The organism is Streptomyces sp. Root431 (assembly GCF_001426585.1).
Taxonomy (GTDB): Bacteria; Actinomycetota; Actinomycetes; order Streptomycetales; family Streptomycetaceae; genus Streptomyces; species Streptomyces stackebrandtii.
Map to the genome: position 1 here is coordinate 740,695 of NZ_LMEI01000013.1, position 13,595 is coordinate 754,289.

Genomic DNA, 13,595 nt, shown 5'->3' on the forward strand with positions numbered 1-13,595 from the left:
GGCGAGTGGGCCGAAGGGGCGCGCCGGGGGAACAGGGACGAGCGCGCGGCGCCTCCCGAGGAACGAGGGAGGCGAGCACGGTCGGCCCTGTGGGCCCGGCTCCAGCGCCCCGGAGGTGAACCGAGCCCCAAAAAGAGGTGCACTCCGTCACATCGCGGGAGCCCTCGAAGGCTGGTACGAGCGTCTGCTCATCGGGGCGCCGGAGGCCGGATCCCTTCCGGCGCCTGCTTCGTAGGCCTCTCCAAGCCGGAGATGATCATTTCGTGCGATCGCACGAGTGGGGGAGGGGCCGCTTTTCTTCAATTCGGACCAGTGGGCGAGCCCGTCTACACTCGGAAACGTGCCACGTGGTGACGGTCGACTCAATCACGACTTGCTCCCCGGAGAGAAAGGCCCCCAGGACGCTTGTGGCGTCTTCGGTGTCTGGGCTCCGGGTGAAGAGGTCGCAAAGCTCACGTACTTCGGGCTCTACGCCCTCCAGCATCGGGGCCAGGAATCCGCGGGTATCGCGGTCAGCAACGGCTCCCAGATCCTCGTCTTCAAGGACATGGGCCTCGTGTCCCAGGTCTTCGACGAGACCTCTCTCGGTTCCCTCCAAGGTCATATCGCGGTCGGTCACGCCCGCTACTCGACCACCGGGGCCTCCGTGTGGGAGAACGCGCAGCCGACGTTCAGGGCGACAGCCCACGGCTCGATCGCGCTCGGCCACAACGGCAACCTGGTGAACACGGCGCAGCTCGCCGAGATGGTCGCCGACCTGCCCAAGAAGGAAGGCCGCTCGACCCGAGTGGCCGCCACCAACGACACCGACCTGCTCACGGCGCTCCTCGCCGCCCAGGTCGACGAGGACGGCACGCCGCTCACCATCGAGCAGGCCGCCGCGAAGGTCCTCCCCGACGTCCGGGGCGCCTTCTCCCTCGTCTTCATGGACGAGCACACGCTCTACGCGGCCCGTGACCCGCAGGGCATCCGCCCGCTGGTCCTCGGCCGTCTCGAGCGCGGCTGGGTGGTCGCATCCGAGTCCGCCGCCCTCGACATCTGCGGCGCCAGCTACGTCCGCGAGGTCGAGCCGGGCGAGATGATCGCGATCGACGAGAACGGCCTGCGCACCTCGCGATTCGCGGAAGCGAAGCCCAAGGGCTGTGTCTTCGAGTACGTGTACCTGGCCCGCCCCGACACCGACATCGCCGGACGGAACGTCTACCTCTCCCGCGTGGAGATGGGCCGCCGTCTAGCGAAGGAGGCGCCGGTCGAGGCCGACCTGGTGATAGCGACTCCGGAGTCCGGCACCCCGGCCGCCATCGGCTACGCCGAGGCCTCGGGCATCCCCTTCGGTGCCGGCCTGGTGAAGAACGCCTACGTCGGGCGCACCTTCATCCAGCCCTCCCAGACCATCCGCCAGCTGGGCATCCGGCTGAAGCTGAACCCGCTCAAGGAAGTCATCAAGGGCAAGCGCCTGGTGGTCGTCGACGACTCGATCGTCCGCGGCAACACCCAGCGCGCACTCGTCCGGATGCTCCGCGAGGCCGGCGCGGCCGAGATCCACATCCGGATCTCCTCGCCGCCGGTGAAGTGGCCCTGCTTCTTCGGCATCGACTTCGCCACCCGTGCGGAGCTGATCGCCAACGGCATGTCGATCGAGGAGATCGGCAAGTCGCTCGGTGCGGACTCGCTCTCGTACATCTCCCTGGAGGGGATGATCGAGGCGACCACGATCCAGAAGCCGAACCTCTGCCGTGCCTGCTTCGACGGCGAGTACCCGATGGAGCTTCCGGACCCCGAGCTCCTCGGCAAGCAGCTCCTGGAGACCGAGCTGGCCGCCGGCCCGGCCGCCACCGCGGCCGCCGACGCCCTGCGTCGCCCGTAAGACCCCGCTGCAACCGCAGTACGACACGAAAGTTCTTCAGCATGTCTGAGACCACTGGTGCCAGCTACGCGTCCGCGGGCGTCGACATCGAGGCGGGCGACCGCGCCGTCGAGCTCATGAAGGAGTGGGTGAAGAAGACGCAGCGCCCCGAGGTCCTCGGTGGCCTCGGCGGTTTCGCCGGCCTCTTCGACGCCTCCGCCCTCAAGCGCTACGAGCGTCCGCTGCTCGCCTCGGCGACCGACGGCGTCGGCACGAAGGTCGACATCGCCCGCCAGATGGGCGTGTACGACACGATCGGCCACGACCTGGTCGCGATGGTCATGGACGACATCGTCGTCTGCGGCGCCGAGCCGCTCTTCATGACCGACTACATCTGCGTCGGCAAGGTCCACCCGGAGCGGGTCGCCGCCATCGTCAAGGGCATCGCCGAGGGCTGCGTCCTCGCCGGCTGCGCCCTGGTCGGCGGCGAGACCGCGGAGCACCCGGGCCTCCTCGGCCCGGACGACTTCGACGTCGCGGGCGCCGGCACGGGTGTCGTGGAGTACGACCGGCTGCTCGGCGCCGATCGCATCCGTACGGGGGACGCGGTCATCGCCATGGCCTCCTCGGGTCTTCACTCCAACGGGTACTCGCTCGTCCGGCACGTCCTCTTCGACCGCGCCGGGATGAGCCTGGACCAGCAGGTCGAGGAGCTGGGCCGGACCCTCGGCGAGGAGCTCCTGGAGCCCACCAAGATCTACTCGCTGGACTGCCTGGCCCTCACCCGGACCACGGACGTCCACGCGTACAGCCACATCACGGGCGGTGGCCTCGCGGCCAACCTGGCCCGGGTGATCCCGGACGGCCTGCACGCCACGGTCGACCGTTCCACCTGGGCCCCGGACGCGATCTTCGACCTGGTCGGGAAGGCCGGTCAGGTGGAGCGCCTGGAGCTGGAGAAGACGCTGAACATGGGCGTCGGCATGATGGCCGTCGTGCCGGCCGACTCCGTGGACGTGGCCCTGACGACCCTCGCGGACCGCGGGGTCGAGTCCTGGGTCGCGGGCGAGATCACCGAGCGCGGCGCGCACACGACCGGCGCGGAGCTGGTCGGCACGTACGCGAGCTAGTCAGCGGTACGGCAGCGGCCCGGCAGCGCCCCTCAGGGGGTACCGCCGGGCCGCTCCCGTATCCGTATGTCTCTGTCCGTGTCCGTTTCCGTACGGCGCAGGACAGCACAGAAACCCGGCCGGGTGTACCGGACCGGGTTTCGGTGATTCAGAAGGTCAACCGCGACGCGGGGACGAGGTCGGACCGGACTCGTCGTCCTCGTCCTCGTCGTCATCGTCGTAGAGATCCGCGTACTGCGCGTACGGGTCGTCTTCCTCGTCGTCGTCCTCGAACGGCTCGCCATTCGGCGGCTGGTTCGAAGTCGAAGCGCCCAGCTCATTGGCCAGACGCGACAGGTCAGTCCCGCCGCTGCTGTACTTCAGCTGGCGGGCGACCTTGGTCTGCTTGGCCTTTGCCCGGCCGCGCCCCATGGCTCGACCCCCTCGGTGACGGGGCTCGATGACCCCAGAGTCTTGACACGCGTTCATGATTCGGAACGGACTCTCGAAAGAGAGACCGGCCCGTAGGGCTTCAACGGTACCTGTTTCCTCGGCTCTACGGTACGCCGTGCGCATCACATACCTCGGTACAGAACCTTCGAGGCGCCCTTTCCTCGCTGGTCAATCGCGATTTTAACCTCTTCTTGAGGGTCGACCCGCCGGGAGGGGTGAGCGATGTCTCTCCCGGTGCCCTCCGACGGCGGGCCGATCCTCCGCGAGGCCGGACAGGGCATCAGCCCCGTCGGGCCTCCGCCATCCGCTGCTCGGCGATCCGGTCGGCGGCGGCGGCCGGCGGAATCCCGTCCGCCTTCGCACGTGCGAATATGGCCAGCGTGGTGTCGAAGATCTTCGTGGCCTTCGCCTTGCACCGGTCGAAGTCGAAGCCGTGGAGCTCGTCGGCGACCTGGATCACGCCACCGGCGTTGACCACGTAGTCGGGCGCGTAGAGGATCCCGCGGTCCGACAGGTCCTTCTCGACGCCGGGGTGCGCGAGCTGGTTGTTGGCCGCGCCGCAGACGATCTTCGCGGTGAGGACGGGCACGGTCTCGTCGTTCAGGGCGCCGCCGAGCGCGCAGGGCGCGTAGACGTCCAGGCCCTCGACGCGGATCAGCGCGTCGGTGTCGGCGACGACGGTGACCTGCGGGTGCTTGTCGGTGATCCGGCGGACCGACTCCTCGCGCACGTCGGTGATGACGACCTCGGCGCCGTCCTCCAGGAGGTGCTCGACGAGGTAGTGGCCGACCTTGCCGACGCCCGCGACGCCGACCTTGCGGCCGCGCAGGGTCGGGTCGCCCCACAGGGTCTGCGCGGAGGCGCGCATGCCCTGGAAGACGCCGAAGGCGGTGAGGACCGAGGAGTCGCCGGCGCCGCCGTTCTCGGGGGAGCGGCCGGTGGTCCACTGGTTCTCGCGGGCCACGACGTCCATGTCGGCGACGTAGGTGCCGACGTCGCAGGCCGTCACGTAGCGGCCGCCGAGGGAGGCCACCATGCGGCCGTAGGCGAGCAGCAGCTCGTCGGTCTTGATCGTCTCCGGGTCCCCGATGATGACGGCCTTGCCGCCGCCGTGGTCGAGGCCGGCCATGGCGTTCTTGTACGACATCCCGCGCGAGAGGTTGAGCGCGTCGGCGATCGCCTCGGCCTCGGTCGCGTACGGGTAGAAGCGGGTTCCGCCGAGGGCCGGGCCCAGGGCGGTGGAGTGGATGGCGATGACGGCCTTGAGGCCGGTGGCGCGGTCCTGGCAGAGCACGACTTGCTCGTGGCCACCCTGCTCCGAGTGGAACAAGGTGTGCAGCACGTCTGCGGGAACGACAGGAACGCCGGTCACATCGGTCACGGTGGTGACTCCCAAGTACGAAGCGGCGGTTGCGGCCCTCCCTGCGGGTGGGGGAGGACCAGTTCGGCAAGAGAGTAAGTCCTACCTGTGCGTAGATCGGCAGCAGTGCTCAGGATCACCCTCTCTCGTTCGGGATCACCCCCTCGCGGAGTACCTCCGTGGAAGGATTCGCGGCATGTCGGTCGCCTCCTCGGTCCTCGTCCCCTACGCGTCCTACCTGCGGGTGTACGAGCCGCTGGCCGCGTTCCCCGAGCCGGAGCGGAGCCACTGGGCCCGGTACGCCCGCAGGCCGCGCACGCCGGGGGCGCAGGAGGAGCTGCGGCGCTCGCTCGCCGACCTGCTGCCGACGCCCCCGGTGCCGGTGCCGGTCCAGGAGAGCGGGGAGGCCTTCGTCGCACACGTGGACGGGGTGGTGGTGATCTGCCCGTGGCGGACCCGGCTGCGGAGCTGGCTGGCCGTCCAGGAGCTGCTGGCCGACGGGTATCCGGGGCCGGCGCTCGACGCGATGCTGCCGCCGGTGGTGCGGGAGCAGGTGGCCGGCGACTACGAGCGGTGGCTCGCGCGGAACCCGGACGCCCGGCCGTGGATCCGTACGGCGGTCTGGCAGGTGCCGCTGCGCTGGTTCGCGCTCTTCGGGGACGAGGACCGGGGGTACGAGCCGGGCGGCCCGGAGGCGGCGCCGGTGCTGCGCTACCGGACGACGATGGCGCAGGCGCGGCGGCGGCTGGCGAGGGCGCTGCGGGCCCTGCGGGAGTCGATCGAGGAGGGCCCGATGACGGAGGGTCTGGTCGACGTGGGCCGGTGGCTGGAGGAGTTCCATCCGCGGGCGCTCGTGGAGCTGGACTTCGGGGGCCTGGTGCACGCGGTCACGGAGGAGTGGCTGGCGCAGGACCGGTCGGCGGCGGAGATGGCGGAGGGGATCGCCGCGCTGCGGGCGGGGGACGGCGAGCGGGCCAGTGAGGTGTACGGCCGGCTCGCGGAGCGCTGGCGGGTCGTCAGGGACCTGCGGGGCGCGAACTGACATCAGTCGGGCATCTTCGTCAGGTCGCCATCGACAAGACATGTCCGGCTGGGGTAAATGATCTTCAGGCATCCGGACCCGACGGCTCCGGGGCCTCTCGCCGCTCTCTTCGCGGCGGGGTCTTTCGGCACACCCGCGCCGGGGACGTTGGTCCTGATCCGGGCCTTTGGCTCAAGCGTGACGGATAGCACTTAACGCACCCTTGCGCCCATCACCCACCCTCGTGCCAAAATAGGACAAGGAGTCCGGGGAGGGTTCCTTCCGTCCAAGTTTGGGCGGAACGCTCAGCATTGCACTCTATGGGGGGTCTGAGGACTCCTGATCGCTCTGTGACTGATCGTCACAGCCGCGTGACTGTCCGTTATGGCATGGTCCATCGACTTCCGCCGCTGATGAACACCTGCGAGGGCAATTCCATCGGTTTGGCCGACGTGGCTGGACGGATGGTGTAGTTGTAGTGCCGAGGACAAGCCGTTCGTCCTATAACCGACTCGGCCCGCTTCTGCCATTTCGGGCAAGGCGGGTCAAGGTGCAGAATTTAGAGGAAAGAACCGAGATTGGTTCGGTTCTCCCGAGGAGGCCGCTCATGACCGCTCGCACCCCTGATGCCGAGCCGCTGCTGACCCCTGCCGAGGTTGCCACGATGTTCCGTGTGGACCCGAAGACGGTGACCCGTTGGGCGAAGGCGGGCAAGCTCACGTCCATCCGCACCCTGGGTGGGCACCGCCGGTACCGCGAGGCCGAGGTTCGCGCACTGCTCGCGGGTATTCCGCAGCAGCGCAGCGAGGCCTGAGGCTCGCTCAACACCCCGCAGCACCCTGTAACACCGGGCCTGTCCGGATCCCCCAATCCGGTCGCCCACCCCTAGTACTGCCGACGGAATCCTGCCCCAACAGGCCTTCGTCAACGATCGCGCTGGACTCCGCCGGGTCTGGCGCGATCTTTTTTGTGCCCGGCGCCACTCTGCGAAGGGTGGTGCAATTGCACATATTAAATCGGGCCGGTGTAGGAGGGGTGTAAGTGAAGGCGTTCGGGAAACTCGTTCGGTGACACCCGTCACACTGGCGAAGTCTTGCCATTCACCAGCCTGCCACTCCCCGGATCGCTTTCAACCCGCCGTTGGTCATGGGTCCGTGGGACTTTCGTCCTCCACCGCCGGCTCCGGCTCCTCGGCGTCCGGGAACTCCATGACGAGCTCCAGGAGGCGATGGCAGACCACGCAGTGCGCCGTGAGGTGTCCGTAGCGGGAAGCGGCCGCCAGATGGGCGCGCAGCAGCGCTCGCGTGTCGTGTCGTGCCGCCGACGCCGCGGCCATGCGCGACCCCCTCCGGTGCGGTCCCCCGAGTCCCTGAGTCCGGGGTACCGGCGGGCGCCCCGCGCCGTCAAGAGACGGGAACACGACGAAGGCCCGCATCTCGCGATGCGGGCCTTCGTGAAAGCGATCCTGACGGGACTTGAACCCGCGACCTCCACCTTGACAGGGTGGCGAGCTAACCAACTGCTCCACAGGACCTTGCTCGCAACCCCTCGTAAGTGGCTGCGAGAGAGACTGTACAGCAGGTCAGCGGTCTGGTCGAACTCACCGACGGCAGGGCCCCGCTACGGGGCCGCCGCGTCGATCGCCTTCACGATCCGCTTGTCCGAGACCGGGTACGCCGTGCCCAGCGCGTGCGCGAAGTAGCTCACCCGCAGCTCCTCGATCATCCAGCGGATGTCGGTCACCTCGGAGGGCACCGGGCGCCCCTTCGGGAGCTGTTCGAGCAGCCACGCGTACTCGTCGAGCATCTCGTGGACCTTCTCCATGCGGGTGGTGTCCCGCTGGACGCCGGTCGCCATCTGCTGGAGCCGCCGGTCCACCGCCACCAGATACCGCATCAGGTCCGGGAGCCGCTTGAGTCCCGTACGGGTCACGAAGCCCGCGGGCACCAGCCACGCCAGCTGCTCGCGCACGTCCGTGAGGTTGTTGATCAGCGCCAGGCTGTTGGTGGACTTGAGCCGGCGCTGGCAGGCCTGCCAGGCCGCCAGGATCTGCTGGACCTGCCCCACCGTCCGTACGGTCGTGTCCACGAGGTCCGCGCGGACCTTGTCGTACAGCTTCCGGAAGGACTCCTCGTCCCAGGCCGGCCCGCCGTGGTCGGCGATCAGCTTGTCGGCCGCGGCGGTCGCGCAGTCGTCGAAGAGGGCCTGGATCGAGCCGTGCGGGTTCGAGGACAGGGCCAGCTTCTGCTGGTTGGTCAGCTTGTCCGAGGCGAACTTCGCCGGGTTCACCGGGATGTTCAGCATGATCAGCTTCCGGGTGCCCCGCCACATCGCCTGCGCCTGCTCGGCCTCCGTGTCGAAGAGCCGTACGGCGACGGTCGCGCCCTCGTCCACGAGCGCCGGGTACGCCTTGACCGGCTGGCCGCCCCGCTTGGTCTCGAAGACCTTCGTGAGCGTGCCGATCGTCCACTCCGTGAGCCCTGTGCGCTCCAGAGAGGGCCCGGAGCCGTCCGGGCCGCCCGTCGCCGCCGCAGCGGCCTGGGAGAGCGCCTTACGGGCCTTGGGACGCAGCTGGAGCCGCAGTGTCTCCAGGTCCTTGTCCTCGGCGAGCTTGCGGCGCCGCTCGTCGACGATCCGGAACGTGACCTTGAGGTGCTCGGGCACCTTCGCCCAGTCGAAGTCCTCGGCGGTGACCGGGACGCCGACCATCCGCTGGAGCTCGCGGGCGAGCGCGCCCGCCAGCGGCTCCTGCACGGGCACGACCGCGTCCAGGAAGCGGGTCGCGAAGTTCGGCGCGGGGACGTAGTGGCGGCGTATCGGCTTCGGCAGGGAGCGGATCAGCTCCGTGACGACCTCCGCGCGCAGACCCGGGATCTGCCACTCGAAGCCCTCGTCCGTCACCTGGTTCAGCACCTGGAGCGGGATGTGGACGGTCACGCCGTCCGCGTCCGCGCCCGGCTCGAACTGGTACGTCACCCGGAACTTCAGCGGGCCCTGCCGCCAGGAGTCCGGATAGTCGTCCTTGGTGACGCCCGCGGCCTTCTCGTTGATGAGCATCTCGCGCTCGAAGTCGAGGAACTCGGGCTCCTCGTGGCGCTTGTGCTTCCACCAGGAGTCGAAGTGGGCTCCGGACACGACGTGTTCGGGGACGCGCTTGTCGTAGAAGTCGAAGAGCGTCTCGTCGTCGACGAGGATGTCCCGGCGCCGGGCGCGGTGCTCCAGCTCCTCGACCTCGGTGAGGAGCTTGCGGTTGTCGGAGAAGAACTTGTGGTGGGTGCGCCAGTCGCCCTCGACCAGGGCGTTCCGGATGAACAGGTCGCGGGAGACCTCCGGGTCGATCCGGCCGTAGTTCACCTTGCGGTCGGCGACGATCGGCACGCCGTACAGCGTCACCTTCTCGAAGGCCATCACGGCCGCCTGGTCCTTCTCCCAGTGCGGCTCGCTGTACGTCTTCTTCGTCAGGTGCTCGGCGAGCGGCTCGATCCACTCGGGCTCGATCCGGGCGTTGACCCGGGCCCAGAGGCGCGAGGTCTCCACGAGCTCCGCCGACATGACGAACCGCGGGGGCTTCTTGAAGAGCGCCGAACCCGGGAAGATCGCGAACTTGGCGCTGCGGGCACCCAGGTAGTCGTTCTTGGCCCCGTCCTTCACGTCCTTGAGACCGATGTGGCTCAGGAGACCCGCGAGGAGGGAGACGTGCACGGACTGTTCCGGCGCGTCCTCCTCGTTGAGATGGATGCCCATCTGCTTGGCCACGGTCCGCAGCTGCGCGTAGATGTCCTGCCACTCGCGGATGCGGAGGAAGTTCAGGTACTCCTGCTTGCACATCCGGCGGAAGGAGCTGGAACCCCGCTCCTTCTGCTGCTCGCGGACGTACCGCCACAGGTTCAGGTAGGCGGAGAAGTCGCTCGCCTCGTCCTTGAAGCGGGCGTGCTGCTGATCGGCCTGCGCCTGCTTCTCGGACGGCCGCTCGCGCGGGTCCTGGATGGAGAGCGCGGCCGCGATCACCATGACCTCGCGGACACAGCCGTTCTTGTCCGCCTCCAGGACCATGCGGGCGAGCCGCGGGTCCACGGGCAGCTGGGAGAGCTTCCGGCCCTGCGGGGTGAGCCGCTTCTTCGGGTCCTTCTCCGCCGGGTCGATCGCGCCGAGCTCCTGGAGGAGCTGCACGCCGTCGCGGATGTTGCGGTGGTCCGGCGGGTCGATGAAGGGGAACTTCTCGATGTCGCCGAGGCCGGCAGCGGTCATCTGGAGGATGACGGAGGCCAGGTTCGTACGGAGGATCTCGGCGTCCGTGAACTCCGGACGCGACAGGAAGTCGTCCTCCGAGTACAGGCGGATGCAGATGCCGTCCGACGTACGGCCGCAGCGGCCCTTGCGCTGGTTGGCGCTGGCCTGGCTGACCGCCTCGATCGGCAGGCGCTGGACCTTGGTCCGGTGCGAGTAGCGGGAGATGCGGGCGGTGCCCGGATCGACCACGTACTTGATGCCGGGGACGGTCAGGGAGGTCTCGGCGACGTTCGTGGCGAGCACGATCCGGCGGCCGGTGTGGGCCTGGAAGACGCGGTGCTGCTCGGCGTGCGACAGGCGGGCGTAGAGGGGGAGGACCTCGGTGTTCCGCAGGTTCCGCTTGAGGAGCGCGTCCGCGGTGTCCCGGATCTCGCGCTCGCCGGAGAGGAAGACGAGGACGTCGCCGGGGCCCTCGGACTGCAGCTCCTCGACGGCCTCGCAGATCGCGGTGATCTGGTCCCGGTCCGACTCCTCGCCGTCCTCTTCAAGGAGCGGCCGGTAGCGGACCTCGACCGGGTACGTACGGCCGGAGACCTCGACGATCGGGGCGTCCCCGAAGTGGCGGGAGAAGCGCTCCGGGTCGATCGTCGCGGAGGTGATGACGACCTTGAGGTCGGGGCGCTTCGGCAGCAGCTGGGCCAGATAGCCGAGCAGGAAGTCGATGTTGAGGGACCGCTCGTGGGCCTCGTCGATGATGATCGTGTCGTAGGCGCGCAGCTCGCGGTCCGTCTGGATCTCGGCGAGCAGGATGCCGTCCGTCATCAGCTTCACGAAGGTCGCGTCCGGGTTCACCTGGTCGGTGAAGCGGACCTTCCAGCCGACGGCCTCGCCCAGCGGGGTCCTCAGCTCCTCGGCGACGCGCTCGGCGACCGTGCGGGCGGCGATCCGGCGGGGCTGGGTGTGCCCGATCATGCCCCGGACGCCCCGGCCGAGCTCCAGGCAGATCTTCGGGATCTGGGTGGTCTTTCCCGAACCCGTCTCACCGGCGACGATCACGACCTGGTGGTCGCGTATCGCCTCCAGGATCTCGTCCTTCTTCTGCGAGACGGGCAGCTGCTCGGGGTACGTGACCGGGGGCACGCGGGAGGCACGCCCGTCGACGCGTTCCTTGGCCTTGGCCGCCTCGGCGGCGATCTCGTCCAGGACGGCCTCACGGGCCTCGGGCTTACGGATGCGGCGGGCGCCTTCGAGACGACGGCCGAGCCGGTGCGAGTCCCGCAGCGAGACCTCGGCCAGGACGGACTGGAGGGCGGCGAAGGAAGTAGACATACGGACCCCAGGATCGCACCTGCGGACGAGAAGCGGCGAACCGATTTCCGGGTGACGGGTGCGTACTATTTCGGGCACGTCGACCGGACCCGAGAGGTATCGCATGTTCCGCACCACCCGCGCCCTGGCGGCCTTCGCCGCGCTGGCGGGTCTGGTGCTCGGCCTGCTGGTCTGCGGGACGACGGCGCCGGCGGCCTACGCCTCCACCGCCTCCCACGCCGCTGCCTCCGCCTCCCGCTCCTCCGCCTCCGCCGCCCCGCACGCGACCGGGGCCGTCATGGGCGCCGTCACCATGGGCGCCGCCGTGCCGGGGTGCGATCCGGGTCACACCGCGGAGGCGGGCGCCTCCGATCCCCTCCTGCCGCCCCGGGCGGGCGGCTTCGCGGAGCTGCTGCCCGCCCTCGCCGCCGACCGGACGCCGTGCGCGGTCCGGCACGGCGAGCCGGACGGGCGGGGGACCGCGCCGGGACGGGAGCCGCCCGAGCGCGCGGCGCCGTCACCGGTGGAGCTGTCGACCCTGATGAGGGTGTAGACGGGCGGCCGCTCTCCGCCGTCCCTCTCCTTCCCCTCTTCCTCCTCAGGAGCGCTTCCGCATGTCCAAGTCCAAGCCGATCATGATCGTCTCCGGGGTGGCGGCCGCCGCCGTGCTGCTCGGCGTCGTCTCGTACACCGCCACCAAGCCGGCCGCCGACGGCGCGGCCGGCTCGTCCGCCGTCGCCGAGGTCTCCGCCGACCCGTCCGCCGGCGTCTACCCCGAGCTGGAGGCGTACGCCCGCCGCGACGCCTCCGACAAGCTCGCCCTGGGCCGGGCCGACGCACCCGTCGTCCTCATCGAGTACGCCGACTTCAAATGCGGCTACTGCGGGAAGTTCGCCCGGGACACCGAGCCGGTCCTCGTGAAGAAGTACGTGGACGAGGGCGTCCTCCGCATCGAGTGGCGGAACTTCCCGATCTTCGGCGAGGAGTCGGAGGCCGTCGCCCGCGCCTCCTGGGCCGCCGGACAGCAGGGCCGGTTCTGGGAGTTCCACAAGGCCGCGTACGCCGAGGGGGCCAAGGAGAAGGGCTTCGGGAAGGACCGGCTCGCGGCCCTCGCGAAGGAGGCCGGCGTCCCCGACGCGGCCCGGTTCGCGAAGGACACCGACGGGACGGCGGCCCGCGAGGCCGTCCGCAAGGACCAGGAGCAGGGGTACGGCCTCGGCGCGACCTCCACCCCGTCCTTCCTCGTCAACGGCCGCCCGATCGCGGGCGCGCAGCCCCTGGAGACCTTCACCGAGGCCATCGAGGCGGCGGCGAAGACGGCGAAGGCCGCGAAGAAGCCGGGCGCCGGGCAGTGACCTCCGGCATCGGATACTTCGCCGCGTTCCTCGGCGGCCTGCTCGCCCTCCTCAGCCCGTGCAGCGCCCTGCTCCTGCCCGCCTTCTTCGCGTACTCGATCGACACGCGCGCGAAGCTGGTGGCCAGGACCGGGATCCTCTACGCGGGCCTGGCGACCACCCTCGTCCCGCTGGGTGCGGCCGGGTCCTTCGCGGGCCGCTTCTTCTACGGCAACCGGGACCTCCTGGTGACCGCAGGCGGCTGGCTGATCATCGGGCTCGGCGTCCTCCAGCTCCTCGGCCTGGGCTTCGCCTCCCGCCGCATCGCCGAGGCGAGCGGCCGCATCCGGCCCACGTCGGCGCTCTCCGTCTACGCCCTCGGCCTGGTCTACGGCCTCGCGGGCTTCTGCGCGGGCCCGATCCTGGGCAGCGTCCTGACGGTGGCGGCGCTGAGCGGCAGTCCGGCGTACGGCGGGCTGCTCCTCGCGGTGTACGCGCTGGGCATGGCGGTCCCGCTCTTCGTCCTCGCGCTGCTCTGGGAGCGGTACGACCTGGGCCGGCGCCGCTGGCTGCGCGGCCGGCCGCTCCGGGTCGGGCCGCTCACGCTCCACTCGACCTCGGTGCTTTCGGGCCTGTTCTTCATCGCCCTCGGCACGCTCTTCCTGGTCTTCGACGGGACGACGGCGCTGCCGGGACTGCTCTCGGTGGACGAGTCGTTCGCCGTGGAGGAGCGGGTGGCCGGGCTGGGGCGCGCGGTCCCGGACTGGGCGCTGCTCGTCGCGGTGGTGGCCGTGGTGGCGGTGGCGCTCGCGCTGCGGGGCCGGCGGGGGAGCCGTACGCGGGAGCGCGAGGAGGCGTGACCGGAGACGGGGAAGGGGCGCGGGCCCCTTCCCCGTACGGAATCGGTCCAGGGGGACTCGGCGTCTCCGGAGAA

The 13,595-nt window shown here is 69.9% G+C and carries 11 protein-coding genes and 1 tRNA gene; 7 read left to right on the top strand and 5 right to left on the bottom strand.

The features are described from left to right. Nucleotides 1-340 precede the first annotated feature (340 nt). Nucleotides 341-1,867: an amidophosphoribosyltransferase gene (purF, locus tag ASC82_RS28865; RefSeq protein WP_056654096.1), complete on the top strand. Its 1,527-nt coding sequence runs from the start codon at nucleotides 341-343 to the stop codon at nucleotides 1,865-1,867. A gap of 41 nt (nucleotides 1,868-1,908) precedes the next feature. Beyond that, nucleotides 1,909-2,976 (top strand): phosphoribosylformylglycinamidine cyclo-ligase, encoded by a 1,068-nt coding sequence (gene purM, locus ASC82_RS28870; RefSeq protein WP_056654098.1) that lies wholly within the window; start codon nucleotides 1,909-1,911, stop codon nucleotides 2,974-2,976. 156 nt (nucleotides 2,977-3,132) lie between these two features. Here the strand turns inward: purM and ASC82_RS28875 are convergent, their stop codons facing one another. Further along, nucleotides 3,133-3,387 carry a DUF3073 domain-containing protein gene (locus tag ASC82_RS28875; RefSeq protein ID WP_056654101.1) on the bottom strand — a complete coding sequence of 85 codons (255 nt, stop codon included), beginning with the start codon at nucleotides 3,385-3,387 and terminating at the stop codon, nucleotides 3,133-3,135. Between the two features lie 301 nt (nucleotides 3,388-3,688). After that, nucleotides 3,689-4,789: a Glu/Leu/Phe/Val dehydrogenase dimerization domain-containing protein gene (locus ASC82_RS28880; protein WP_079039557.1), complete on the bottom strand. Its 1,101-nt coding sequence runs from the start codon at nucleotides 4,787-4,789 to the stop codon at nucleotides 3,689-3,691. Between the two features lie 175 nt (nucleotides 4,790-4,964). Between ASC82_RS28880 and ASC82_RS28885 the strand changes: the two genes are divergently transcribed. Continuing rightward, nucleotides 4,965-5,810: a hypothetical protein gene (locus ASC82_RS28885; protein ID WP_056654107.1), complete on the top strand. Its 846-nt coding sequence runs from the start codon at nucleotides 4,965-4,967 to the stop codon at nucleotides 5,808-5,810. A gap of 586 nt (nucleotides 5,811-6,396) precedes the next feature. Then, entirely contained in the window at nucleotides 6,397-6,603 is a 207-nt protein-coding gene (bldC, locus tag ASC82_RS28890) for a developmental transcriptional regulator BldC (protein WP_003949541.1), read from the top strand. Between the two features lie 330 nt (nucleotides 6,604-6,933). Here bldC and ASC82_RS28895 read toward each other — a convergent pair whose 3' ends face one another. The 3 genes from ASC82_RS28895 to hrpA form a co-directional block, all read right to left on the bottom strand. After that, entirely contained in the window at nucleotides 6,934-7,125 is a 192-nt protein-coding gene (locus tag ASC82_RS28895; RefSeq protein WP_056654110.1) for a DUF6274 family protein, read from the bottom strand. Nucleotides 7,126-7,249: 124 nt separating this feature from the next. After that, a tRNA-Asp gene (locus tag ASC82_RS28900) sits at nucleotides 7,250-7,323 on the bottom strand. An 86-nt stretch (nucleotides 7,324-7,409) separates the two neighbouring features. Then, a complete protein-coding gene (gene hrpA / locus ASC82_RS28905) occupies nucleotides 7,410-11,348 on the bottom strand; it encodes an ATP-dependent RNA helicase HrpA (RefSeq protein ID WP_056654113.1) in 3,939 nt (1,312 codons plus the stop codon). A 103-nt stretch (nucleotides 11,349-11,451) separates the two neighbouring features. Here hrpA and ASC82_RS28910 point away from each other — a divergent pair, with 103 nt between their 5' ends. From ASC82_RS28910 to ASC82_RS28920, 3 genes are all read left to right on the top strand, one after another. Continuing rightward, complete coding sequence (locus ASC82_RS28910; RefSeq protein ID WP_056654116.1) at nucleotides 11,452-11,880, top strand: hypothetical protein; 429 nt, start codon at nucleotides 11,452-11,454, stop codon at nucleotides 11,878-11,880. A gap of 61 nt (nucleotides 11,881-11,941) precedes the next feature. Next, on the top strand, nucleotides 11,942-12,682 hold the full coding sequence (locus ASC82_RS28915) for a DsbA family protein (RefSeq protein WP_056654119.1): 741 nt from the start codon (nucleotides 11,942-11,944) through the stop codon (nucleotides 12,680-12,682). Then, the gene (locus tag ASC82_RS28920) at nucleotides 12,679-13,521 is read left to right on the top strand and encodes a cytochrome c biogenesis CcdA family protein (protein WP_056654122.1); all 843 of its coding nucleotides are present in this window, start codon (nucleotides 12,679-12,681) and stop codon (nucleotides 13,519-13,521) included. The genes ASC82_RS28915 and ASC82_RS28920 overlap by 4 nt, the downstream gene beginning before the upstream one ends. The last annotated feature ends 74 nt before the right edge of the window (nucleotides 13,522-13,595 follow it).